Source organism: Bacillus cereus group sp. N12, from assembly GCF_016483575.1.
Lineage (GTDB): Bacteria > Bacillota > Bacilli > Bacillales > Bacillaceae_G > Bacillus_A > Bacillus_A toyonensis.
Map to the genome: position 1 here is coordinate 1 of NZ_JAEHBO010000010.1, position 24,484 is coordinate 24,484.

The following is a 24,484-nucleotide window of genomic DNA, read 5'->3' on the forward strand; positions in this document are numbered from 1 at the left end:
GTTGAACCAATCGGGCTTTTACGGGCAGTTGATCCCCCACCTAACTTCTTTGCTTCCGCTGAATTTTGAGGTGGGGGGTCTTACTGCCCGTTAATGCGGGATAAAAATATAATAATCATAAAATTCACAAAAAATTCACAACTTTCATGAAAAATATAAACATTTATTCCAATATATTCTATATAATGAGGTGTAATAAGGCTTCTATGAATCTCATAGAATACCTTACCCCTAATAAAAAGAAAAAAAGAATCTTTTTGGATTCTTTTTTTCTTTTTATTACATTACATATTTATATAAAGCATGTGCGACACCATGTTCTTCATTTGTTAACGTTTCGTATTTACACATCGCTTTTATTTCTTCAACTGCATTTCCCATTGCAATTGATATATTTGCTTTCTCCATCATAGAAACATCGTTTAAGCCATCGCCTATTGCTACAGTGTTTTCAACTGGAATATTAAGATGTTCTGCTAAAGTATATAATCCATTTCCTTTTTGAGCATCTCGATGATTAATCTCTAAATTATGCCAATAGGAAGATGTAATAGCTAAATCCGTATTATGCAGAAACGTTTCTTTTAATTTTTTTAATTTCTCTATGTCATAAGAAAACGGTAAAAGTTTATGCACATGTATATCCATTTCTACAATTGGTTTACAACTTTCTATGCTATGAAATGCTGTATGCTCAAGGTATAATGCAGCAATCGTTTCTAACTCTTTCAAATCGAAATTTCCTTTTGCATTCTTCACATACTCGATTTCATTACGTACACTCTCTACTCCATAATCGGGTACATACACACCTTTATTAGTATAGAGCTGATAATACAAGCCATTCTCTTCAAGATATTCTACAATCTCAAGTGCCTGCATATTTTGAATTGGATATCTCTTCATCATTTTTTTATCTTTATATATAAGCGCACCATTTTCTGCGATAATCGGACACTCCAAACCAACTTCTAACAATAGTCGTTCAATATCCACAATAGAACGTCCTGTACAAATTGCTACAACATGGCCAGCTTCTTGACATTTTCGAATTGCTTCTGCATTCTCTTTACTAATCATTTTATTCCCTGAAAGAAGAGTTCCATCTAGATCAATTGCGATTAATTTCATTATTTCTTCACCACTTTCTATAAATACACGAGTTTTTATTAAATAAAAGGTATCGTTTTCATACGAATCTCGTGAAGTACTCCTTATTTATAATTTATGAAAAGCGTTTCAGGTCAAGAAATAATTAAAAATAAAATCCAAAGCTGTTCTTTTTAAAGAAAAGCTTTGGATTTTATGCTATGAATTATAACTAATATATTTTGTCTCACACATATATACATTTTTTTCTTCTGTTGGGATATATACTTTAAACTTTTCTAAACGCTTTCCGTATATATGAATAGTGATTACGCTTTCATTTTCGGATATTTCTAGAATATGACAATCAGCTGGTGGAATTACTTTATCTGTTTCGCCTTCTCCCAAATAAAGATTTCCTGTATGTGTTAAATAAGAAAGTGAATTTCCAAGCTGCTTCGTTTGAACAAAGTTCTGCACCATTATCCTTCCTGAAAAAACGCCTTCTACTCCCCATGTGCCATCATGATCATGTAATGGTGTAGATTGTCCATCTTTCCATACGAGAGCTAATACTTCAAAACGTTTTAATGGATCTTCATACAGTAAGTGTCGTGCATATTGAGCCGAATTTGACTTCTGTTTATCTAACGGAAGCCATGTTTTCTTTTCTAAAAGTTCTTCTAGTAATGTTTCAATTTTACACACGATTTCTTCTTCTAATAAATCACCATTTATTAAATCAGTTACAGCTTTAATAAATGTTTGAAACGTTTTACTCCCATTGCACGTTAACATAAGCATCCTCCTCTACGCTTTTTTCACACACCTCCATACTATAAAACACACTAAAATTTTACAATTGAGAAATAAAAAACAAGGTACAATACAATGTACCTTGTTGAACGTTTTATTGAGTTTTTAAGCGAATAGGTAAATATTTTAAAGTTTGCTCATTTTTTAATATACATCTTTCTAAATTAAAAGATGGAGATAACTCTATTTTTTCGAAAGCATTTATAAAGGTACTTAATGCAATCTCCGCTTCTAAACGTGCAAGCGGTGCCCCTAAGCAAAAGTGCGGACCTTTACCAAAGGTTAAATGTTTTTCATTTCCTATGCGGTGTAAATTATACTTAGAAGCATGTGAGAATTTGTTCTCATCTAAATTTGCTGCACTAACCCATGCAACAATCATTTGATCCTTTTTCATTAAAGGACCAAATATGTTTGTATCCTCTGTAATCCTCCGAGCTAATGTAACAGGAAAGCGATAGCGTAATACTTCCTCAATCGCTTTTGCAACTAATTTAGGTTCTTCTCTTAATTCTTGATAAATTCCAGGTGAATCCACTAAAAAGCAATAAAAACTATTAATAATTAAATTTGTAGTCGTTTCATTACCAGCTGCTAATAAACCTAATGAAAAAGTTACAATTTCTTCATCGGTTAATCTTTCACCTTCATATTCAGCTCGTATTAAATCTGAAATAATATCATCGGTTAAATGATATCTTTTTTCTTGAACGATCGGTAAAAGATATGCTTTAAATTCATTTAATGCGATCCCTTTCTCGGCATCCAGATCATTAAACTTTTCTTTACTATACGGCATAAATAAAATATCAGACCATTCTTTAATTTGTTTACGGTCTGTAGTAGGTACTCCCAATAGGTCTGATATAACGGTAATAGGTAAAGGTGCAGCAAATTGATTAACAATATTAACTTCATCATACTTTTTTATATTTTTTACAAGTTCGTCTGCAATAGCTTGTATACGAGGTTTCCACTGTTCTAAACTTCTTGGAGTAAATGCTTTAGAAACAATTGAACGTACGTTACGGTGTTCTGGCGGATCTGAAGAGTTTATATTTATTCTAGTTTCTAAAGGAGGGATTGCGAATTGTCTCCGCTCCCTTCTACTTGAAAATAAGCGATAGTCTGATAAAACACGATTCACGTCCTCATATAAAAAAACATTCCAAACATCTTGCTCTTCATCATAATGTACTGGGTAATTATCCCTCATAAATTGATACCATCCATACGGGTTCCACAGCTCTTCTTTTGTTTTTAGCTTTGAAATTTCATGAACTAAAATAACATTTTCAGGTGAGTCCATAGTTCTTTCCTCCCTTTTCTTTTACAATAAAAGTGATAGGTAGGTAATTCAAAGTTGTATAAACTAACATATGTTATTTTAACATATACATAGCAAAACTTTTCAAATAAAAACTTGAGAAATATATGAGGAGGCTTTTTTATGTATGTTGATATTTTATTACTTGCAGAATTAACAACAGGGTCAAAACATGGCTATGAAATAAAGAAAAATATTCAAAATCGGTTAGGCAATAATTTTGAATTAAATCATAACATGCTTTACCCTACTCTTCGGCGTTTTGAAAACATGGGAGCCATAACGAAAAATGTACAGAAACAAGTCGGAAAACCAAACCGAAATATGTACAATATAACAGAAACAGGAGAAGAAATTTTTTATGAAATGTTAAGAGAATTCCCCGAAAAGATTGCGACAAACAACACTGAGGTCCTTGTACGTATCGCGCTTTTCGACAAACTTGATTACGAGGCTAGAATAGAAATTTTAACTACGCGCCAAAACGTGCTTCAAAAACAACTTACAGCCATCCAATCCCTTGACGTTGTCTCACCTTTTATTACAGAAGTTGTTGAATTTACTAAATCACGTATTGAGCATGAACTACGTTGGATTACATCACTTATGAAGAAAATATAAAAAAATAACAGAAAAAGTTAAAAATAATGAATGAAAATGAGATTTATTATCAATACTAGTATTAATAAAAGGGCAACCACGATTTGGCTACCCTTCAAAAATTTACAATTCTGGATCGAAAGTTTTGCAATCTGTTTCTTCCGTTGTAGATGCTTGTTTCCCTTTATGACTAACTACATAAATTGCATCTGCACTACATTTATTACCGTTAGCCCAAAATTTACAATTGTTTACTTCACATAAAACGTCTTGTGCCATAGTATCACACCTCCTTGTTCTATTATCATTAACAAAATTCGGAGGTATGATACTCTTTGTCATCTATTTTTTATTACCTTTTTAGCTTTCTTAATGTTTCTATATACCCTCGTACAATAGCATCGATATTTTCAGTTATCTTTTCAATGTCAAAATGCCACCATTGAATTTGCAATAATTCTTCTATTATTTCATTTGAAAATCTCTCTTTTATTTTATTTGCAGGGTTTCCACCAACAATTGTATATGGTGCGACATCTTTAGTCACAACAGATTTCGCTGCAATGATTGCACCATCTCCTATTTTAATTCCGGGCATAATCGTTGTATCCATACCAATCCAAACGTCATTTCCTATAACTGTATCTCCTTTATACGGTAAATCAGACAAATCTGGTGTAAACTTCTCCCATCCATTCCCAAAAATATTAAACGGATAAGCTGAAAATCCATCCATTCGATGATTCGCTCCGTTCATAATAAAGGTAACTCCAGATGCAATACAGCAAAACTTCCCAATGAAGAGACGATCTCCGATAAATTCATAATGATATAATACTCGATCTTCTAATGTTTCCCCATGTTTCGCATCATAATAAGAATAGTCACCAACAAGTATATTAGATTTCGTTATTGTATTTTTTATAAAATGAACGTTTTGATTTCCTTCAATTGGGTATTTAACGTTTGGATTAGGATTCATGTTGCACAGCACTTCCTTTACCATTCATTTCACTTTCTACTGCTATTACTGGCTTTAAATTGTATATAGGTAAAATAAACAATAATCCAATAACAAATAGTAGAGCCGTCCCCTCGTACATCATACTTAACGAAAACATCTCCTTTAATGAACCAGCAATACTCATCGTTACTACCATTGAACCGGTGAACAGTGGACTTAAAATGCCATTTACTCTACCAATAAAATCCGTATCGCTATTTTGTATAATAAGTGTATTAATACCTATTTGAATACATGGTAGAGCTAACCCACTAAAAAGTTGTGCCGTAAGTGTCACCCATAAATTTGTGGAGTAACCAATTATACCAATTCCAATAGCCTGACCAAGCATACCTACGATTAACATTTTTTGCGGCGCAACGTTTTTCGCGAATACCATCGCTAAAGCTCCGCCAACAATCATCCCTGCGCCATTTACTGTTAGTAACCATTGTAAACTCTCTTTTGATAACCCTAACTGCTCAGTTACAATAAATATGCCTAGTGGCTGAATTAAGCCTATTCCTAGTCCTGCTGCCATAAAACATAATCCAAGTAAAGTTAATGCTTTTTTCTTTTTGACGTATTTAATACCATCCTTCATTTCCTGCAACAGCGTGATGTCTTTCTTTTCTGCTTCGTTTTCAAGATCTTTCGGAAGAAATAACAATACACCTGCAGCAAGTAAAAACGCGATACCTGTTATAATGATTGAAATATAAATTCCAAAACTATGAAAAATAAATGTTCCGAGAATTGGCCCTAACACCATAAATATCGCAAAAATCGTTTGATATATCGACATTGCTAATTGAATTTGTTCCGTCGATAAGTGTTGTTTAAACAACTTCATTCCAGATGGTTGAGAAAACTGCGAAAGGATTGCAGAGATTAGCGTCACAAAAAACACAATTTTCCACGTTCCAAACATAAGTGTAATTAATACAGCGAATACTGAAATAGAACTTAACGTTTCACACCATATCATTGTCCTCTTCGGCTTCCACCTATCAGCAAAAGTTCCACCAATGAATGAGAATATAAAAATCGGGGCGAATTCAGCAACTGAAATCATTGATATAGCGAAAGCATCACCTTTCGTCATTTCCATAACATACAATAATACCGCAAAGTTTCGAACCCATATTCCTATTTGTAAAAATAATGCTGATGCAAGAATTCCCTGTACAAATCGATTTTTCAATACTTGTGATACCCCATGATTTTGTTTCGGTTCTATAGTCGTCGACATAAAAAAGCCTCCTATTTCATGTTCTGAACAGGAGGCAGCACAAATCATATGAAAAGACTATATTTTTCGCAGTGCGAAACACATCCCTTTTCTATATATGTACATACTAATCCTATTCAGAAGAATATTTCGTTTTTTAACGAAGATCTCTTAAAAATAGAATTAGTTGATCATTGGGATGTTTTCACCCTTCCGTTTCGAATTTAAATAACACATACATACTCTATGTAAAACATTTTCAATGTATGCATGTCTCATTTTAACTATTCTAGAAAGTCAAAGGCAGTTCCTCTAAAGAACGCATTAAATAATTTCCTTGCCATTTAATATCTTCACGATCGCCCTTTATTTGTAGTTCCGGCATTCTTTTAAACAGAGTAGTAATAGCAATCTTTGCTTCTAACCTAGCAAGTGGAGCTCCTAAACAGAAATGACTACCATGTCCGAAAGCAATGTGACGGTTATTCTCACGCATAATATCAAATACTTCTGGGTTTTCAAATACTGTTTCATCACGGTTTGCGGAAGCTAATGCGATAATAACCATATCTCCTTTTTGGATTGTTTGGTCATGAATTTGAAACGGCTCAGCCGCCCATCTTGCAGTTGTCACCTCAACTGGAGAATAATAACGCAATCCTTCCTCAATAGCTGAATCAATTAATTTCGGATTATCTTTTAATAACTGTAATTGCTTCGGATTTTCAAGAAGTGCTAATACCGTATTTGTTATTAAATTCACTGTTGTCTCGTGTCCGGCTACAATTAATAACATGATCATTGAATATAGCTCTCGAGCACTAAGTTTCTGCCCTTCATTTTCTGCAAGTATTAACGCACTAACCAAATCTTCTTTTGGATTTTTTCGTTTTACATCAACTATATATTGAAGATATGTAATAAACTCAGATAGTTGTTTTTCGGTTTCTTTTATTTCTTCAGGTGTTTCCGGCGATGCAATGACCGCATGAGACCAAATTCTAAATTTCGCTTGATCCTCTTTTGGAATGCCAAGCATCTCACTTATTACAATAATCGGTAATGGGAATGAATAATCATCCACAAGATTTAATGTACCTTTCCGCTCTATTTCACTTATTAAATCATCCGCTATTCTCTGAATTCTTCCGTCTAATTGTGAAATCATCTTTGGTGTAAAAGCTTTTTGAACTAAAGATCGTAAACGACTGTGGTTAGGTGGGTCTGAATTTAACATGTGCGTTGTTAAATGATCACTATTGTCAACGGAAAGATACATGTTCTTTGTATCTTGAGGAAACACATTTGCCTGATCTTTTTTTAAGCGATTATCTTTTAAAAGCGGCAGAGCATCTTCATATCTTGTAATGAGCCATTCTTTACCGATTTCAATTTGATTTACAAATAATATAGGCTGCACTTTTCTCGATTCTTTATAAATTTCATACGCATCTTCTTTAAACTGAGCTGAAGCTAAATTAATGCCATCCTCTATTCTTAGGCCCACTTTGTTTTTCATTGACATTGCATTCCCTCACTCTCACTTGTTTTTGAAAATCAACCAACATATGCATTATACTCTAATAAAAACGTGAAAATTGTAAATTTTTAATTAAAATCTTACTTCGTATATTGAAAAATAAAAAAGTGAACGAGTAAAAGTATTCTACTCGCTCACTTTTCTTTATGCGAAGCACATAAAGTTACTAATTTGTTGATATCGGTAACTTACTTTACGACGGCGACCACCTTGCCAAGTATAACCTGAAACCCCATTTCTTCTTACCTCAGTTGGAAAGAACCATAAATCTCTTCCGAAAGGCCCAGATCGATGTAAACGTAAATAGCCCCATCTTCCTAGACAGTTACACATCCATGATTTCATATTACCTGCTTGTGCAGGAGAAGCAAATGTGGACGGTAACGACGGAGCTTGTGACGGTGGTGGTGACGTTGGAGCATCTTCCGCATCATCTGGTCTGTAATCTTCTTGTTCAATATCTCTCACTTCATTTGTAGATTCATAACCGTAGTTTTGTGGATTATAATACATCCCTTGATCATATGGATAGTTTTGCTGATTATACATATTAACAAATCACCTTCTTTTCATTTCCTTTAACATTCATATGTAATTCGTTAACTATAGGAAGCTTATGTATAGCCTAAATTCAATTGAAAAAAGTTCGCATTTTAAAATACGAACTTTTTCATACACTGGATATATTTATTATTTTTTTAACTTCACACTATAAAAACGCATTTGATCTAATGAACCTTCAGATTCAAATACTTCTTGCTTAATTAATTCTTTCAAGCGATATTCCAAAAACGTATCCCCAACCAATTGATCCGCAAGACCAAGTGCTTCACCTATTACTCTCGGAGCTTTATGAAATTCTTTATCTGCTCCTACATTTTTTGCACACTCAATAATGAATTGATCAAAATAACCTTCTTGTACAGAATGCACTTCATCGTCTTTCCAAACTCTTAAAAACTCCATGCTTTGCGAAAATATATCCCACTCATGTGCAAACTTCATTCGCTTCTCTTCAGTTAAATACGGAAATTCCACAAAACGTTTTAGAAAAAGAGCTAAACTTTCAGGAGATAATTCTCCAGTTCCACGAATATCATAATCTTGTTTTAATATTTCTCTACTCGCTTCAGAAGTATTTATAACACGAATATTTTTCTTATCTTTTAATTGCGCAGTTGCAAAACAAAGTCCTACATGCTCATGGGCATTATCCGCCTTCCAAATGGTAATCGGTGTTTCATTCGGAATTGAATGTAGCTCTTCTAAAGTCTCCTTAAATCTTGGTAAATACTCTTCTTCAAAATAACAATCATAAGAAGTTAAGTTATTTAATAACCACTGTGACCTTGCTAATTGACCTTCATTCGTATGTAATTGATGTATGGGACCAATTGAAAAGAATTCAGAGTATGAAACAACATTCTCCTCGTGTAATCCTTCTTGTTTCAACATATATTTTAAACATCCAGCTGTTGAATCATCAAAGGCAATATGAATGTGTGTACTTTCTTCTAAATTCTTTTCCTGAGTTGTATGACTCGTCAATTGCTTAGGGATATTCGTTAAATTTTTTAGCATATCTTCGCTATAATTCCCGTCTAATACATCTAACTGTATGAGAATACTTTGAAGTAAATGTTTTGCTTCATCTTCATACATATCCTCAACAACATTTTTAATTTTATCTATCATATAAATCCCTCTATTCATTTCTAAAATAACGTAGATTATAGTGTATCATTTTAGTCTAGATGTTTAAAAGTCTTTTTAAAGCCAAATCGTTTATTACACATATTGCTGCAACCATCTAAGTTTTTAACAAAAGCTTTCTCTATATTTCTCTCAATCTATAGATCTATAATGTTTTTTGCTTTCTCCTTATCTATCTCCCAAAATCACATTAGTTGCTAAATATTTTTTAAATACTTTGTAAATCTTTTTATTTAAATGTATAATTATATAGAAAATAAAAAATACAGGAGCAATATGAATGGAGAAAGTACTTACTAATTATAAACATTATTTAAAAAATTGGAGATTTATATTTATTTGTATATTACCTGCTTTCGCTTTATTGTATACATTCGATGTCATCTTCGAACTACTGATTCACCAAAATTTCTATTTGTCTAATTTAATTATTGCTATTATATTAACCATAATATTTATTAACGTTAAAGATAAGTTTAAAATCAAAAGTTAATGAAAACTATAATTGTAACGAAACCTTTATGTAGCTACATTTTTCATAAAAAATAAGAGCACCCTGCTATTGGATGCTCTATTGTGATTAGAGGTTTTTTCTGAGTATTTAGTAGGACACGAAGATCTTGTCCTATTACATACTATATGCTTGTACGTATTACATTGTGCATGAAAAAGCACAATATCTAGATGCCAAAGAGATACATACACATTGGAGAGCTAGAAAAGACCTTTCTATATCCATTCATTCTTGATAGCCTACATGATTACTATTAAAATCTGCTCATATATTCATTGTACAATTACTTTATTTATAAACAAAAAACATCCCCATGGATGTTTTTTATCTAATTACCTTTAAACTTCCATAAATTTAGCAGGTACACCAATTTTTTCAACTACGGAAGATATATTAGTAGGGTTAATCAATACATTTTCAATACAAACTAATTTATTTTCTAATAATCCATTCTCTGTAGTAATAAGCTCTTCAAATCGTTCTAAAGTCATTGAGAACTTGTGCTCACTTCCACCATTCATGCTAACTTTTACATATTTCATAGTGTCACCGCCTCTCTTAATTATCTATACTTCGTTAAGAATACGCTTACATCCTTTTATTAAAACGTGGATTTATCACTTTTATTACTTTCCACTACACGTTTGAAATAATTTGCAGAAAAACAGATACTATACACCGTCTGTTCTATTTATTGAAATTATAATAAAATGTTTCTAGCATTCTATATCTTTGGAAAAGATTATATAATAGTATTGATTAAATAATAGGAGTGTTATGAATGGTTGATATAATCCGACTCTTAATCATCATACTGATTGCAATTTTTTTATTTTCATCAATTATTATGGAGTTTAAAAAACCTCAAAAAAGTATGTTTTGGTTCTCAATTGAAGTCTTGTTTCTGCTGGGAATCGTACTTTTAATGAAAGAATTCTTCTTCAAACTTTCCGCATAACCTCTTAAGTAAAACATAATATTCCATCAATAACACAGGATAAATTATGATTTTTATTTTTTTCACTGAATTTAAGAATTTAACTTCCAATAAGTTATCCTTTATATATAACTACTTTATATGCTTCTGCTAATTACTCTTTTGTGTATTATCTATCATGGAGACTAGAACAAGCATGCCTTGTCATATATTAGATAAGGGATGTGATAACATTGGATAACAATCAATTTGTTTTTCATGTAGTCAAAAGTTCGGCAATTAAAAGATTTATAATTATCGATATAATCGCTGGAACAGGAATTTATTGGACCGTAAACTTTATTTCTTCAAATGCATTACTCGCAATTATTAGTTGTATTTTAGGGACCAAAAAAATGAAGAAAATGCATCATTCATAGAAGTAATAACTAAATCCCAATTCATTTCTTTCAAATATAAACATTCTATTATCTTAATTAAATAAATAAGCTCCCTAATAACCGATGTTTACAATCACAAAAAATAAGAGGTTTCTGATTGCACAGAAACCTCTTATTTAATATCCGCATCTTTATTTACTAAATACATTACATGATTATCTTTCCTAAGTTCACTTTATAATTGATAATAAAAAGGATAATGATAAAAATGCACAAAGTGGTATATATAAAACAGTATCCATTCTAGCAAACTGCGTACCTTTTTTTCGTTTAAAGATACCAAAATAATGAAACTCACCAATTACTCTTATGAAAAAAACAACCATACAAACCCAGGATCCCATTTGAATAAAAATATTGGGAACTTTGAAATGAACAATATTTGTTTGTTGTAATAAAATCATTGCTGCCATACTTAATAATAACGCAATGAACAATGTCATTCCTACACCTGGTGTAAACGCCTTTTCTCCAGCTTTAGTTGGAATGACACTATTTGTCGCCCACTTACCCCCGAAAGCCCAATAAATATGTAAAAAACTAACTGAAAATAATATACAGACAGAAATATATGCAATAATAAGCATTTTGTCCTCCCATTATTTTATTTAAGTCCTCAACTTTAGAATATGCTATGAATTTCTCATTGGCAATCTATATTTAATTACATAAAAAACCTTTAATAATTTATCAATTTAACGATAAATCATTAAAGGTTTACTGAAATTTATTATGCATTATACCTATTTTTACGACGTTCCATCCTCGTTTGTCCTTGAACAGTATCTTCTTTATATTGATCTATTTGCTCCGACATTTCATATGTTGCAGCTGGAGCTGATTCTTCGTAATTATGCTTACGTATTTTTTCTGGCGTTTTACGTTTAGAACCTTTTCCACCAAACTTAAATAAATTCATCTTAAATTTCGGTAATCTTGGAAGTGGCATCTTAAATGATAGTTTTTTGCGTTTCTTTTTTTGTTGAAATAGATTTATATTTTCTTTATTATCATCCTTCTCTTTACGGTGTATTAACGTCGCAAGTAATCCACCTAATATAAGTCCTCCAGCTAAGAGTAGAAGATATACGTAATTGCTTGTCATTAAACTCGTCATACGCTCAAGTATGACTAACGACTGTACTTCTTTTATATCCCATAATAAAGCGGCCCATAATGAGAATAAACCTAAAGTAAGCCCGTATGTACGAAAGCGAAATATACAAGGTATTAAAGCGATACAGGCGGCAATTTTGGCATTTGCTATTATAGCACTTGTTGAAATATCCTGATTCCAAATAACTAACAGTAGTGTTATAAATGGTGCATATGCTATCCAGCTACATATACGTGAATATATCTTTTTTGCAAAGTAACTACCGAAACTAGTAAAAAATAAAAGTCCTCCAATATATAAAGATTGTTCAAGAGGGATTTGCTTTAACATTCCTGCAATTGGAAAGAGGCCGCTCAGTAGCATTAATAATACATCTAATTTCTTCACAATTCCCCATTCCTTTCAAATTTCTATTAAGTTTTAAAATTAATTTTCCATGTGATTCAGTTTTTGTATTTCTAAAAAACATCTTAATCCTGAATGTTTATAAAGTAAATACAAAATAGAAAAGATACATGACAAAGGATAGCTATATTTACATGTACAAATGACAAATCCTGATCGGTATAATGAACAGGATTTGTTTACTATTATTTAAATTAGCACTATTGAATCTTTCTTTTCTCTCTTTATTACATCAACATCTAATTCATCATCGAATTCTTTAAACTCTCTTGCATCTATATCAGTGGCATAACTCTTTATTACTTTAGCCATATGCATAGAATATGGCATATGCACATTTTTTTCCGAAAGTATACTTGAATTACAACACATGAAATGTATCATTTTAGCGATATATTCCCTTTCTACATGTTTTACACCTAATGGTAGAATTTCAAGTATATATTGTTGAATTGTGTCACTACAATTTAATGGATATTCACCAGTGCTATAATACATCCCTGTTTGATCCGCATATAATCCAGTTCTATCCATATCATTTTCACGCTCTATTACAACAAAGCTTGGTACATCAAAAGCAGTATTTATTCTTATAACATTTAAATTCGGAACCTTTAACATATCTGGAATAATCTCAGGTACAATATCTATATTAATTTTTTCATTTTGCAACTCTTTAATCCAATATTTTCTCAAATTCGCATCTACAATGAAATAAACTTGTTCATTTTCCTTTTGCGTATGTTGTAACATTCCCATTAATGTTTCAGATACAAATTCCTTAAAACGGGCACCCACATCATTTCTTTTTGATGGTTGTGGTAAAAATACATTATGTTTATTTATATGTAATAACATATAGTCGATTGGTTGCCACTCCGTATCCCCATATAATTTATATGATATTTCTTTACCTTTTATTTTTGAAATAATAGGCAAGAAATCAAACTTCGAGATTCGTTCAACTGATAAATTGACATATGTACAAGGCAAATTCCTCTTATTCCAATTGCCTTTCAAAAATCCTTTTTGTTCTAATAAATTAAAAATACTAGTTACAATTGTTTCACGAGATACACTTTGACCTATAAATAAATTAATAAATGTTGAAATACGTTTTGTTCGTGCAAATCCTTCACGAATAATTTGTTTCGGATCAATCTTCTCTCTTCCATCACACTTCTTCATTGCGATTAATGCTAATGTCGTATCACTTCGCTTACCTGCCGTAGCATGAACTGCTTTTACAACATCATCTACAAGATTTGTTTTATATTTTTGGCAATACTGCATTTTATATGGATTTTGTAACACTTTTTCCATATTAAATCTTACAATCTTTAATAATACTGGTGAATCTGCATTTACTACATAAGATGTTGCTCCTATTTTAGCTAAAACTATTTCACTATCAAATAATGCTTGTTCTATTTCCAATACTATATTTTCGGACCAAATTTCTAATATTATGGTCTCTAATCCTTTTGGTGCAACTAAAGGAAATAATTCATTTTCATTATTTGTTGCTACCCTTTTGCATTCTGGCAGTAATGTGAAATGTGAAAATTTCCGCTGAAATTCTTTAAATAGATATCCTTTCTCCTTTACTTTTATACCTAGCTTTTTTTTAGTACCTTGCACTTTATATATTCTCTCATTATACGGAAGTAATACTCTTCTGTTTGTTCCGACAATATAATCTTTCGGATATTGGATAATATGGTCTAATTCAATTTCTCCACCTATTTGAAAATCATCTTTTAATGTTCTAAATAACTTAATCCATTTCATACCGTTTGTAGCTTGTTGTACTTTTAACTTTACAAACCGCATTTTTTTATTATCTGATGCAAATTCTGAAGTAGAAATCAATATCATGCCTCGTTTTCGTCGCAAAAGTAAAGGGATATCCGGATGGTTATATTCTTGGTATCACGAATGATTTTATGAGTATTCAGTATTAGTGTTTTATATATGATTAAGTCTATATTTGAAGGTGACATATCAGCGATATTTTTTATCTATTTCTTATATGTGTTAGCAAGTTCGTTTGCAAACTTGTTAGCACTTTTTTATAGTTCTTCTATCGTTCCACAATGAGTTTAATTTTAAATGAAAAAAGTATCCCTACACTCCCAGTAGCAATCAGAATAGCAAAAGCTCTAAATATGCATGTTTAAGAGATTTGGATTGATGAAGAATAAATGATTATCAACAGGCTATAATTAATGACCTATCAGCAGACCTGACATCCAAAAGGTTCATAGTGCCATTGTCGATGGGGATGCTCCTATTAACATGATAAATTCGTAAAGCTAGCTCTTTTGAGAGTTAGCTTTATTAAATTCTTACAAAAAAGTCTATATTAGAAAAAATTTTGTAAAATTTCCCTTGATAATTTGATATACTTATTAACAATGTTATACATATCAAGGGGGATAAGAAATGAAAACAAATTTAATTAAGGTAGTCGCTGCAAGTGCATTAATTACAAGTGTACTTGGTGCTTGTTCAGAATCTTCAAATGTGGAAGTTAAAAAGAAGGATTCCGAACCAAAACAGGAACAACAATCAAGTTCTTCACCTAAAAAAGAAGAGAAGAAAGAAGAATCAAAAGCAGGTTCTCGCTCAAACCCAGTAGCTATAGGACAATCAGCAACTTTTGAAGATAAAATTTTTGATCAGGCAACTTCAAAGTCTTACAAAGCAAAAGTCGAGGTTTCTATTCAAGAGGTTCTTCGAGGTGAACAAGCATGGAAATTAATTCAACAGGAAAATCAATTCAATAAAGCTCCAGCTGACGACATGGAATATGTTCTAGTAAAAGTAAAAACCAAAGTAGTAGATGCAGATACAGCTGATTTCGCGTATCGTTCTGATGATATTATGAATACAGAATATGTTTCTGCAGATGGAAAAGTATATCAGATGGATACAGAACATCACCCTGTCATTCCGACGCCATTACAAAGTGAAGTATTTAAAGGTGCTGAAGCTGAAGGTTATTCTGTACAATACATAAAAAAGAATGATGATTTCAAATTTGTTTATAAAACATTAGGTATGCAAAAGGTTTATTTTAATATTAAATAAAAAAGAGCCGCCCAGCAGGACGGCTCTTTTTTTTATCTTTTGTAAAGAATCATTTCACATATACATATGTCTCATTTACAGTTACATGGCATGTTTTACTTTTAATATATTGTACTGTTTAAGAATTAATAAATTGCATACACACTTACAGTAAATGGTTCCGATGCATTTTTAGGATTCGCAATATACAATGATCTCGCTGATACTACACTTGTTCTATTACCGCTTAATACATCGTGAAAAACAACAGGATCTGTACCGGCAGATACATCTTTCATAACATTAAAGCTAACAAAATCTGGATTCCCTCCCCCTTCAACTTCCCACTTTAAATATTGTGTACCTGAAGGAAGACTCTCCGTACTAAAGTTTCCACTTGAGCGGTTTTTTTGTCCATCTAAAGGTTTTGGTTGAGATAATACCGTTGCTACTAATTGTTGCGCTTGCGTTTCCATTAACATTCCCCTTTTCTCAATTAAAGTTTTTTAGGAAGGCTACATTAGTAACCTCTCCTAAAATATATCATTTGTGTAAATTAAAGGTATTGAGAAAGTTGTTTTTTGTTTTTATTTTATTAAATAACAATAGCATATACACTTACCTGAAAAGGAAAATTAGAACCCTTGGGGCTGGCGATACAAAGGCTATTATTTCTTATTAAATTTGTTCGATTTCCACTTAATACATCTTTGAATATCGTAGTCCCTATTCCCTCGGATACATTTTTCATTACATCAAAACTAATATGCTCAGCATCATCATTTTCTACTTCCCATTTTATAAACCTTGTTCCAGGAGGAAGCTTCTCCGTACTAAAAATTTCACGAGGTATTACAGTCGCTATTAACTCTTGTGATTTAATTTCCATATTTGCCCACACCTTCCTTTGCACATTAACTTTTTACTTAAATATACATCCTAAAAGAAGAGCAAGTATTGAGAAATTCACTATCTATTATTTAGCTTCCACAAATAAAAAAAGCCGTTCCCACGAAAAGAGACGGCTCTTATCCTTACTTCACATTTATATAGGCTTCATTTGCTGTTACATAGTATGTTTTACCTTTGCTATTGTGTACTTTATATTGTGGTGAACCATTAACATTCACTTTCGCATCAATCGTAAATCCTAATCCTGTATCTACAGAGCCAGCAACATCTTTATCCTGCCAAGATGGGGCATCATAGAAACGTAGATTGTTAACTTTTGAAACAACACGCTTCCCTACAATAGAAGAATCCACTGTACTTTTCTTGTTAAACTTCACATAAAATGGATCGTTCTTAATCCACTGATTTCCACCAAGATTTAACCAACCATCCTTTTCCGCCCACACAATATAAGATTCTGGTTTGTTTAGTTGACGAATCTTAGAATAACTTGTACCTGGTCCTTTACGTAAGTTAACGTTGTAACCTTCAATATAAGCGATGCCATCTGTTACAGCTGTTGGTACCTCTGCTGGTTTAGATGGCTTTTCAGGCACAGAAACATCCACATTAGCATTATTATATGCTCGTTGTACATCTGCTCTAAATTGAGCTTCTGAAACACCATGAGACTTTAAGTAATCAATTGGATCTTCATGATCTGTACCTCCAAGGTGATGTGTTACATCGTTATGTGTCCATAATCCTTTTTCTACAGATATCTTGTTATCTTTTAAAATTTTTGCTAATAGTTTTACGTATTTTTCATATGAACGTTTGAATTTTGCATAGTCTGCTGTTTCACATAATTCAACGTGGACAAAGCGCTTATTCGCAGCAGGTCCACCGCCATAAGCAATATACTTTGTATCGGCAATTTGGATTGTTTCGTTCCAATCGACTGCATAGTGAACAAATGCGTTTCTCCATGTACGAGACTCATATTTTTGAATGTTAATAGCTGGAGCTTCTGGAGTTGCTGTAGAATGAGCTACAACACCCTCATATGCACCCACGCCATAACGATATGGTTGTTTAGGTAAATCAGGAATAATAAGCGTTCTATCAGCAAAAGCACTTGTTGCAATAGATAAAACTAAAATAACCGCAAAGACTACAGAAGAAATATGTTTTAATGTCTTTTTCATTTTTCATCAACATCCTTTTTCATAATTTTTGTGTGATCAAATAATCCGCTTGCTGACAGTCCAATGATGATTCCTTGAAATACATTTGTTTTTATATCTCCGCCCAAAAATAAAACGCCTAGCGCAATGCCAAGCGTTACATTCAATAACGGAACATATTTTGTTTGTAATCCAATTGTTTTGCCAATTTGTGAAAGACCTACTACAATGCCAATCATTACTGTAATTTCAAACATTACATACCACCTCCTTTCAATAAGAAAGTAAGAGCTGCTCCAACAAGTCCGCCTACAATAAGTCTTAATATCCAGGTAGTATTGGCACCAATCTTATCTAACTGTTTAGTGATATTAATAATGTCTTTTTCGTTACCCGTTGTTCGCATTTCTAAGCTTTTAATTTCCAAACGAATTTCCTTGATATCTTGTTTTATTTCATGAACATCACTTTTTACTTCTTGTAACCCTTCCACTTTGACCACCTCATTTCAAAATAAAAAGAGCAGCAAAATCGCTCCTCTTTGTTAGAAAAACCGTATTTTATTCAAAATTAAAAACAGCTCATGGCTGTCCTACTTATTTAAACGTATTTAGTTAATATTGATCTGCTGATAATGCTTCTTCTATCATTCTATTTTCTACTTCTTCCACATGTTCAAGTGTTACTTCATCAGAAGCCCCTGGTCTCTTTCCAGTTAGCTTTACATAATCTTCGGCACAGATAAGGCTTACTTTACCGAAAAGCTCAATCTCGTAAACTCTGCCGCCTTTATTACATAAATCACATGCAGTAGCAATCCGCATATTCAACGTGCCATCAGGAAGTCCCCAAACTTCAATTTTTGTATCTTCCTTGATACCGCAAAATTCTAGCATATCGTTTGGAATGCTAACGGTGACTTGATTTTCACCTTTCTTCAAATCAACTACTCTACCTAAGAATGGTGACTGTTCATTAGGTGGCATTGGACGCATAAATTTGTCTGGATTCATACTCATCTCCCTCTCTATGTTCTAGAAGTCATGTTTGTGAAATCAACATAATTCCATCTACCATCATGGAAATACCACCCTAAACCTAAGCTACCATTTGTATAATGAATAGAACCTGCATTAGCACCAAAGTATCCACCACATACGTTAATCCCATTACATTCAATTGATTGTGTCGTTGCAACAGGATCTTTTGATTCAATTCGGAATCTATTTTCATTGTTGTAAATGTGACCGATGTAACTTCTACGTTCTCCACCGCCACGGGGATAAAAACTGAGTCCCGCACGATCATCTCCAACGAGTGCCATCATTTCGCCATTGCTTATGATTTCAAGTGGCGCATTCATATAATTCCATTTGTTCACATGATTGTGGTAAATAACATTATCTTTTGTACCAAGTGCAATTGTAGAAAAAGGCAGTGTTCCGTTTACGAGTTCTCCATGTGTTGTATCCCAGTTATAAACGGAAGGAACGTCACCTTCCACCAACTGAACACCTGATACAGCAATTGCTTGCATATTATTTAAGAGCCCCTCGCCAAATAAATCAATATAAACATAACCATTTCCTTCTACATAGTTACTCGGCACAGTGAAGGTTAAAGCGTATCTTACTATTTTCCCAGTTTGAATGCTTGGTGCATCGTAAGTTTTTGATGCTCGTCCAAGCTCCACGGGAGTGTCACCGTTATATTTACCGAATACCGCTCTCATGATTGGCTTGTTTGTAATGTTTACACGATTATCATTGGTAGTTGCTCTGAAATGAGCCGACAATGTGTATTTCTTACCTGGTTTTACACCATCAAATAATGTAAAACGAATCCAGTTTCCTAAATCTATCCGCAACGGATTAACCATTGGCTCATAATTATTAACCACTGGTTTCTCAATATATGGATTAGACATAATTGTCCATGTAGGACTGTATTCAATCTTCAAAAAATAATTATTAAAATTCTTAAAAGAAATGTGTGAAAAGTCATGATCTGGAATGAGATTCTTCCTTGGTGTTACTGAAAATTTCTGCCCACGCTCATCTTCAAAAAAGAAGTCAGCCATTTTTGCTGTAATACCATTTTTATCAATCGTAACTTTCCCATTTTCGATTTTAATTACATCTGCATTAATGCCTGTAGCGGTGAGCCATTTTACAATGGTATCAGCGTTAATCTGCAACTTAGCAACATTTATTTGAATCTTTTCAGCTGTTTGGTTAATAGCTGAGATAATATCGCCTTTTTGGACGGTACTAGTAATCGCTTTTTCAGTTACCTCAATACGTCCCTCTTGTTTTTCTACATACGCTTTATCCGCATATCTTCCGTCAGCCTGTTGTTTCGTATATACTTCGTTTTTTACTGCAGCAAGTTTAATCCCCTCCGCATTTGCGGAAATAAGGCGCTCTAATTCAGTTGTTTTTTTATCGTAATCATTATTAGCCACTCTATTAGCGATATCTTCAATCATTTTATCAGCATCAGTTTGATCTTTCGGATGTAACCAAAATTCTGTCGCTACTTTACCGCGCTGTAACATCGGCAGGGCAGCTCGTATACGCCCGTTTCTTTGAACATAATAACGCCATCTAACCCACTCTTCATTAGCTGCAACCTTTGAAACCATCATCATTCTTGCCCAATCGCCTTGTTTAGCCCATTGGATTTCTACACGCTGCGTTCTCATTCTAGTTCCTTTTGTAGCATTCCAGAACTCAATTTCCATCCATGCTTTTTGATCCAATGAAGCTATATTGTCAGTAGCAAACCAACCTGAAGAAATAAGATCCTCACCATTTGTAACTGATATAAATTCAGAAGCGGTACCAGACCAGTGATCACTAGTCTTTCCTGAGTAATCACTCCAGAAAGTTGCGTATCCTTTGTATTTTGAGTTTGGCTGAATGACAGTACCCTGGTTAATTGACCAATACTTGTTACCTAATTCAAGACCTGCGTTTCTAATTTCGTTGATAGAACCAATACCGCCTACATAGTTCTCAACATCTTTCATTTTCACTGTCAGATCAAGTGCGTCAGAATGTTGTTTGATTGCAGATTGTGCTTCAGTAATTTGTTTACCTTGTACCGTTTGTGTTTCTTGTATCTTGGTAACGTTTTGAGAAATACCTTCAGCGGTTTTCTCTACTGCTGTTACACGTTTATCAAATCCACCCTGATTATTTTCTACTTTTGTTACTGTTTCTTTGATTCCATCCACACTTTTTGCAATCTCAGTTGTTTTATTTGTTAGAGTATTTGCTTGCTTTTCTACACTTGTTAACTTCTCACTAATCTTGCCTGCTTGCTCTTTAATTTCAGTTGTTGTTTTCTTCAGATCATTTGCAGTTTGTTGCACATCAGATATTGTCTTTTTTGTGCCTTCCACAGTTTGCTCGACTGTATTAAATTTATTGCTGATATCAGTATCTTTTTTAGTTAACGATTCAATAGATAATTTAAAACCGTTAGAATCCTGCTCAAACTTTGTTACCTTCTTATCAATTTCAACCTGTTTATTTTGCACATCAGAAATGGTACGACTAACACCTTGTAAGCTTTCTTTCACTTCATTAAATTGCCCTGTTGCTTGTTTTTGCGCTTCTTGAACCTTTTGATTTAATTCATTTTTTGTGGTCTCGATATCTTTGCTCACCTGTTCCAATGTTTCTTTCTTAACGGATTCCACATCAGGAACAACAGAATCCCATTTACCATCCTTCCACAATTTCAGAATACCAGGCTTACCTATGCTGATATCTTGCCACAACGTTTTTCTATCCTTTAAGTTTTCTGTTGGTGGATTTATACCTTCAATAATATCAACGGTATTATTCTTCAAGCTTTCAGCCACTTGTTCAGCAATTTTCTTTGCTGCTTCCGATTCTTTTCGAATGACTTCTGTTTCTTTTACGTTTTCTTGAAGCTTTTTATCTAACATATCTAGTAATTCTTTAGATGCTTTATTTGATAAGCTACCCATGATTTGTGCGTATAACCTATCGATCAGGCTTCGTGTATCTTTAATTTCACGATAATTACCAAAGATATATTTATCTTTCGATGGATCGGTGTCACATTCATCTGCTGCTATTAACCTAGCTTCTAAGAAAAGTGGTGGACTAAACCCTGTATCTTTTATTCGTACCGTATCTCCTTTACGAACCGATTCATGAGATAAGCCAAACACTTTTTCAAGCGCTACTGCACTTACTTCATATGAAGTAGAACTATCAATTCGCTTCTTTAATTCCGCTTCGGTTAACTGTTTGAGTCGTGATTTCGTCATACCTTGATCTTCTGTTTGCGGTGAATAAATATCAAATAAATGTTTGCCATCTTTCGACCAACGTTGTAACGCATCGTTATTTCCTACATAAAGTTTGCCATTGTTTATTTCTTCAAATGTGAGAAATTCACCAGTTTCACTATTTTGTGGACCAACACCGACAAGAGCGGTTACTACATCTTGACTATTCTCAATACGCCGGATGCCTTGTACATCTTTTCCTAACAAGAATTCTTTTCCGTTGTCACGTCCTACTTTTTTTATTAAATCTACATATCGACCGACAATAAAAGATCCCATTATTTCTGTTCTAAAACGAATCTCAAGTTCAAACGTAGATGCGATTTGTTTTAAGAGATCAAGCGAATTTGTAAAATCCTTAATATGAATGGTACGTATACCAACAAACTCAGTAATCCCACGTTTCCACTCTGTACCTTGTAAAGCAAAGTCCGTAGATTCATTGACTGTAGTAGCTTGTAAAGTTTGTGGTTTAATTACAGTCGCTTTCTTTAGCTTTGTATGTTCACCAAGTGTATAAATCTTTTTTGGACGACCTGTTGTATCTTGTTCTACTTCTGTAATAATGTATGAAACAAAAGTACCGTCACGAGTTTGTTTAACGACAAGGTTCTGTTGTATTAGTGATGCCGCTATCTTTGTGCCATCAGCTGTTGTGAACTCAAATTTATCTTTGTTATCTTTAAGCTCCCATTGGCGTAAATCATCCCAATAATCCTGTTCTTTGATAACACCCATGATTTGTTCTGTTTTAAAATCCACAATGTGTAATAGATTATTTGCTTTGCTCATCTGTATCGCTCCCTATACGTGACATCAATCTGTCCAATGTTGTTTGGGGATATTTCGATTTCATTCTTTCCTTTTTCAATACGTATATAGTCACTCATAAAATCCTTTATATTTATCGCATCTGCTCCGTTAATACGAATACTTGCATCCGATGAATCGATTTCTACAAGATCTCCTTTTTGAACAATATAAGGTATTTGACGTTCTGTATTGCTATTCACTTTTTGTACTTTAATATCGTGTACAGCTGCAATTAATGATGGTGCATCATTAAACGAACATATATGCACAACAATTTGAGCTACCTTTTTCATAAAGCTATTGCCCGTATCCCACCATTGGGCGAATTTTTCTGTATGGTAATTTCCTTTCTCATCAAGCAAGGCAATATCACCTTGCCAATAGTTCCCTACTCGTGCAATGTGTAGACGGCCATAAAAATTATTCCAAGTTGAACGATAATAACCAGTTTCCGCTATAATCAGATGATTGTAGTCACCGTTTCCTGCCATAACCTCACCGAAATTCTCGCTAGAATTTCTATATGCATCAAACATACCTACTTTTCCAACTACAACGCTGTTTTCATCTAATAAATAAAGTTCTACACGTCCCATAGTTGCAGGGTTTAAGTTTCGACACTCAACTATTGCATCAAGTGTGAAATCTTGTAGCGGTCCACCTGTAATGCTTCTTTTCACTGCTGGTCCATGCCAAAATTGCCCCTGACCGTAATCAGATGGCATGATACGTGCGCCATCCGCTATCATTTTTCCTGCTACGATTCCATAATCTGAAACAAAATCTTTTCCCACTTCCGTCCAACCCACTAGAGAATTCGCTTTATCATGCATAACCAATTCATACCGACTTATTGGCGTTTCATCTATCTTAACTGGGTATCCTATACGAAAATGTTGATTTCCATTTTTATTTATAATATCGATGAATGTGGAGGGATTTTCTACCTGTATCTTGAATTTTGGTTCTGAAAACACACTGCCCTCATTCAAAGCATCCATTTTTATAATATTATTTTGTTCTAGTTTTGCTTTTGCGTTTCGAATTGGTCCTAATTTGTAAGGCATTGGACAAATAAATTTAAGAGTCCCTATTCCAAGTGTTACAAATTCATCTGGATCAAAGCTATCATCCACAATTGCTAAATACGTTCTGTTTGGTTCTACATCAAAAATAAGTTCTGTGGGTTGATCTGTTATTAGCCAACTTGCAATTTCTTCTTTCAGCTTTTCTAAGTTAGATCCATCAGGCACTATAATTCCTACCGGAATAGATAAAACGCGCATTTCTGTTTGTGTGTTTAACAATCTTGCGCCTGGATATCCTGGAACGTTTAGAAAATTTCGTTTCAATGGTGCCCAAGTAGGTCTTTTCCATCCTTTCGCAATTTGAATAAAGCCTTTACGTATTTTGTTAAATGTAAAAGAACTCATGTTGACACCTCATTTCTTTATAAAATAAA

The 24,484-nt window shown here is 33.2% G+C and carries 25 protein-coding genes; 4 read left to right on the forward strand and 21 right to left on the reverse strand.

From position 1 onward, the window contains the following. Positions 1-279: 279 nt before the first annotated feature. The 3 genes from JDS92_RS07655 to JDS92_RS07665 form a co-directional block, all read right to left on the reverse strand. Positions 280-1,131: a Cof-type HAD-IIB family hydrolase gene (locus JDS92_RS07655; RefSeq protein WP_199631746.1), complete on the reverse strand. Its 852-nt coding sequence runs from the start codon at positions 1,129-1,131 to the stop codon at positions 280-282. Between the two features lie 177 nt (positions 1,132-1,308). Next, a complete protein-coding gene (locus JDS92_RS07660) occupies positions 1,309-1,887 on the reverse strand; it encodes a cysteine dioxygenase family protein (protein ID WP_000954448.1) in 579 nt (192 codons plus the stop codon). Between the two features lie 112 nt (positions 1,888-1,999). Next, positions 2,000-3,214, reverse strand: coding sequence for a cytochrome P450 (locus tag JDS92_RS07665; protein WP_199631747.1), 1,215 nt, complete (start codon positions 3,212-3,214; stop codon positions 2,000-2,002). Between the two features lie 141 nt (positions 3,215-3,355). Between JDS92_RS07665 and JDS92_RS07670 the strand changes: the two genes are divergently transcribed. Further along, positions 3,356-3,853 carry a PadR family transcriptional regulator gene (locus JDS92_RS07670; RefSeq protein ID WP_199631748.1) on the forward strand — a complete coding sequence of 166 codons (498 nt, stop codon included), beginning with the start codon at positions 3,356-3,358 and terminating at the stop codon, positions 3,851-3,853. A gap of 102 nt (positions 3,854-3,955) precedes the next feature. Here the strand turns inward: JDS92_RS07670 and JDS92_RS07675 are convergent, their stop codons facing one another. From JDS92_RS07675 to JDS92_RS07700, 6 genes are all read right to left on the reverse strand, one after another. Then, complete coding sequence (locus JDS92_RS07675) at positions 3,956-4,111, reverse strand: DUF1540 domain-containing protein (RefSeq protein WP_000046090.1); 156 nt, start codon at positions 4,109-4,111, stop codon at positions 3,956-3,958. 73 nt (positions 4,112-4,184) lie between these two features. Beyond that, positions 4,185-4,814: a Vat family streptogramin A O-acetyltransferase gene (locus tag JDS92_RS07680; RefSeq protein ID WP_199631749.1), complete on the reverse strand. Its 630-nt coding sequence runs from the start codon at positions 4,812-4,814 to the stop codon at positions 4,185-4,187. After that, a complete protein-coding gene (locus JDS92_RS07685; protein ID WP_000108180.1) occupies positions 4,804-6,087 on the reverse strand; it encodes an MFS transporter in 1,284 nt (427 codons plus the stop codon). Before JDS92_RS07685 ends, JDS92_RS07680 begins: the two co-directional genes overlap by 11 nt. Before the next feature lie 268 nt (positions 6,088-6,355). Further along, positions 6,356-7,591 (reverse strand): cytochrome P450 family protein, encoded by a 1,236-nt coding sequence (locus tag JDS92_RS07690; RefSeq protein WP_000062110.1) that lies wholly within the window; start codon positions 7,589-7,591, stop codon positions 6,356-6,358. Between the two features lie 159 nt (positions 7,592-7,750). Next, on the reverse strand, positions 7,751-8,155 hold the full coding sequence (locus tag JDS92_RS07695) for a hypothetical protein (RefSeq protein WP_000282699.1): 405 nt from the start codon (positions 8,153-8,155) through the stop codon (positions 7,751-7,753). Between the two features lie 141 nt (positions 8,156-8,296). Continuing rightward, positions 8,297-9,301, reverse strand: coding sequence for a DUF1835 domain-containing protein (locus JDS92_RS07700; RefSeq protein WP_199631750.1), 1,005 nt, complete (start codon positions 9,299-9,301; stop codon positions 8,297-8,299). A 298-nt stretch (positions 9,302-9,599) separates the two neighbouring features. Between JDS92_RS07700 and JDS92_RS07705 the strand changes: the two genes are divergently transcribed. Beyond that, positions 9,600-9,812 carry a hypothetical protein gene (locus tag JDS92_RS07705; RefSeq protein WP_097958584.1) on the forward strand — a complete coding sequence of 71 codons (213 nt, stop codon included), beginning with the start codon at positions 9,600-9,602 and terminating at the stop codon, positions 9,810-9,812. A 359-nt stretch (positions 9,813-10,171) separates the two neighbouring features. On the opposite strand, the gene JDS92_RS07710 is transcribed toward JDS92_RS07705, so the two are convergent. After that, complete coding sequence (locus tag JDS92_RS07710; RefSeq protein ID WP_098711286.1) at positions 10,172-10,375, reverse strand: hypothetical protein; 204 nt, start codon at positions 10,373-10,375, stop codon at positions 10,172-10,174. A gap of 622 nt (positions 10,376-10,997) precedes the next feature. Between JDS92_RS07710 and JDS92_RS07715 the strand changes: the two genes are divergently transcribed. Then, positions 10,998-11,189, forward strand: coding sequence for a hypothetical protein (locus tag JDS92_RS07715; protein ID WP_087944425.1), 192 nt, complete (start codon positions 10,998-11,000; stop codon positions 11,187-11,189). A 191-nt stretch (positions 11,190-11,380) separates the two neighbouring features. Here JDS92_RS07715 and JDS92_RS07720 read toward each other — a convergent pair whose 3' ends face one another. The 3 genes from JDS92_RS07720 to JDS92_RS07730 all read right to left on the reverse strand — a co-directional run bounded on the left by JDS92_RS07720 (position 11,381) and on the right by JDS92_RS07730 (position 14,604). Next, positions 11,381-11,797: a DUF3995 domain-containing protein gene (locus tag JDS92_RS07720; protein ID WP_000905314.1), complete on the reverse strand. Its 417-nt coding sequence runs from the start codon at positions 11,795-11,797 to the stop codon at positions 11,381-11,383. Positions 11,798-11,940: 143 nt separating this feature from the next. Next, positions 11,941-12,714, reverse strand: a complete 774-nt coding sequence (locus JDS92_RS07725) for a DUF3959 family protein (RefSeq protein ID WP_199631751.1) — start codon at positions 12,712-12,714, stop codon at positions 11,941-11,943. 207 nt (positions 12,715-12,921) lie between these two features. Continuing rightward, positions 12,922-14,604: an RNaseH domain-containing protein gene (locus JDS92_RS07730; RefSeq protein WP_242475990.1), complete on the reverse strand. Its 1,683-nt coding sequence runs from the start codon at positions 14,602-14,604 to the stop codon at positions 12,922-12,924. Positions 14,605-15,177: 573 nt separating this feature from the next. On the opposite strand from JDS92_RS07730, the gene JDS92_RS07735 reads away from it, so the two are divergent. Beyond that, entirely contained in the window at positions 15,178-15,825 is a 648-nt protein-coding gene (locus JDS92_RS07735) for a hypothetical protein (protein ID WP_199631752.1), read from the forward strand. 125 nt (positions 15,826-15,950) lie between these two features. On the opposite strand, the gene JDS92_RS07740 is transcribed toward JDS92_RS07735, so the two are convergent. The 8 genes from JDS92_RS07740 to JDS92_RS07775 form a co-directional block, all read right to left on the reverse strand. Then, on the reverse strand, positions 15,951-16,280 hold the full coding sequence (locus tag JDS92_RS07740) for a DeoR family transcriptional regulator (protein ID WP_199631753.1): 330 nt from the start codon (positions 16,278-16,280) through the stop codon (positions 15,951-15,953). 119 nt (positions 16,281-16,399) lie between these two features. Continuing rightward, complete coding sequence (locus JDS92_RS07745; RefSeq protein WP_199631754.1) at positions 16,400-16,693, reverse strand: hypothetical protein; 294 nt, start codon at positions 16,691-16,693, stop codon at positions 16,400-16,402. Positions 16,694-16,838: 145 nt separating this feature from the next. Further along, the gene (locus JDS92_RS07750) at positions 16,839-17,903 is read right to left on the reverse strand and encodes an N-acetylmuramoyl-L-alanine amidase (RefSeq protein ID WP_199631755.1); all 1,065 of its coding nucleotides are present in this window, start codon (positions 17,901-17,903) and stop codon (positions 16,839-16,841) included. Further along, positions 17,900-18,139 carry a hypothetical protein gene (locus JDS92_RS07755; protein ID WP_053446340.1) on the reverse strand — a complete coding sequence of 80 codons (240 nt, stop codon included), beginning with the start codon at positions 18,137-18,139 and terminating at the stop codon, positions 17,900-17,902. Before JDS92_RS07755 ends, JDS92_RS07750 begins: the two co-directional genes overlap by 4 nt. Next, positions 18,139-18,375, reverse strand: a complete 237-nt coding sequence (locus tag JDS92_RS07760) for a hemolysin XhlA family protein (protein ID WP_199631756.1) — start codon at positions 18,373-18,375, stop codon at positions 18,139-18,141. Before JDS92_RS07760 ends, JDS92_RS07755 begins: the two co-directional genes overlap by 1 nt. 121 nt (positions 18,376-18,496) lie before the next feature. Beyond that, entirely contained in the window at positions 18,497-18,895 is a 399-nt protein-coding gene (locus tag JDS92_RS07765) for a hypothetical protein (protein ID WP_199631757.1), read from the reverse strand. Positions 18,896-18,909: 14 nt separating this feature from the next. Beyond that, positions 18,910-23,001: a phage tail spike protein gene (locus JDS92_RS07770; protein ID WP_199631758.1), complete on the reverse strand. Its 4,092-nt coding sequence runs from the start codon at positions 22,999-23,001 to the stop codon at positions 18,910-18,912. Next, the gene (locus tag JDS92_RS07775; RefSeq protein ID WP_199631759.1) at positions 22,998-24,455 is read right to left on the reverse strand and encodes a distal tail protein Dit; all 1,458 of its coding nucleotides are present in this window, start codon (positions 24,453-24,455) and stop codon (positions 22,998-23,000) included. Before JDS92_RS07775 ends, JDS92_RS07770 begins: the two co-directional genes overlap by 4 nt. Positions 24,456-24,484 lie beyond the last annotated feature (29 nt).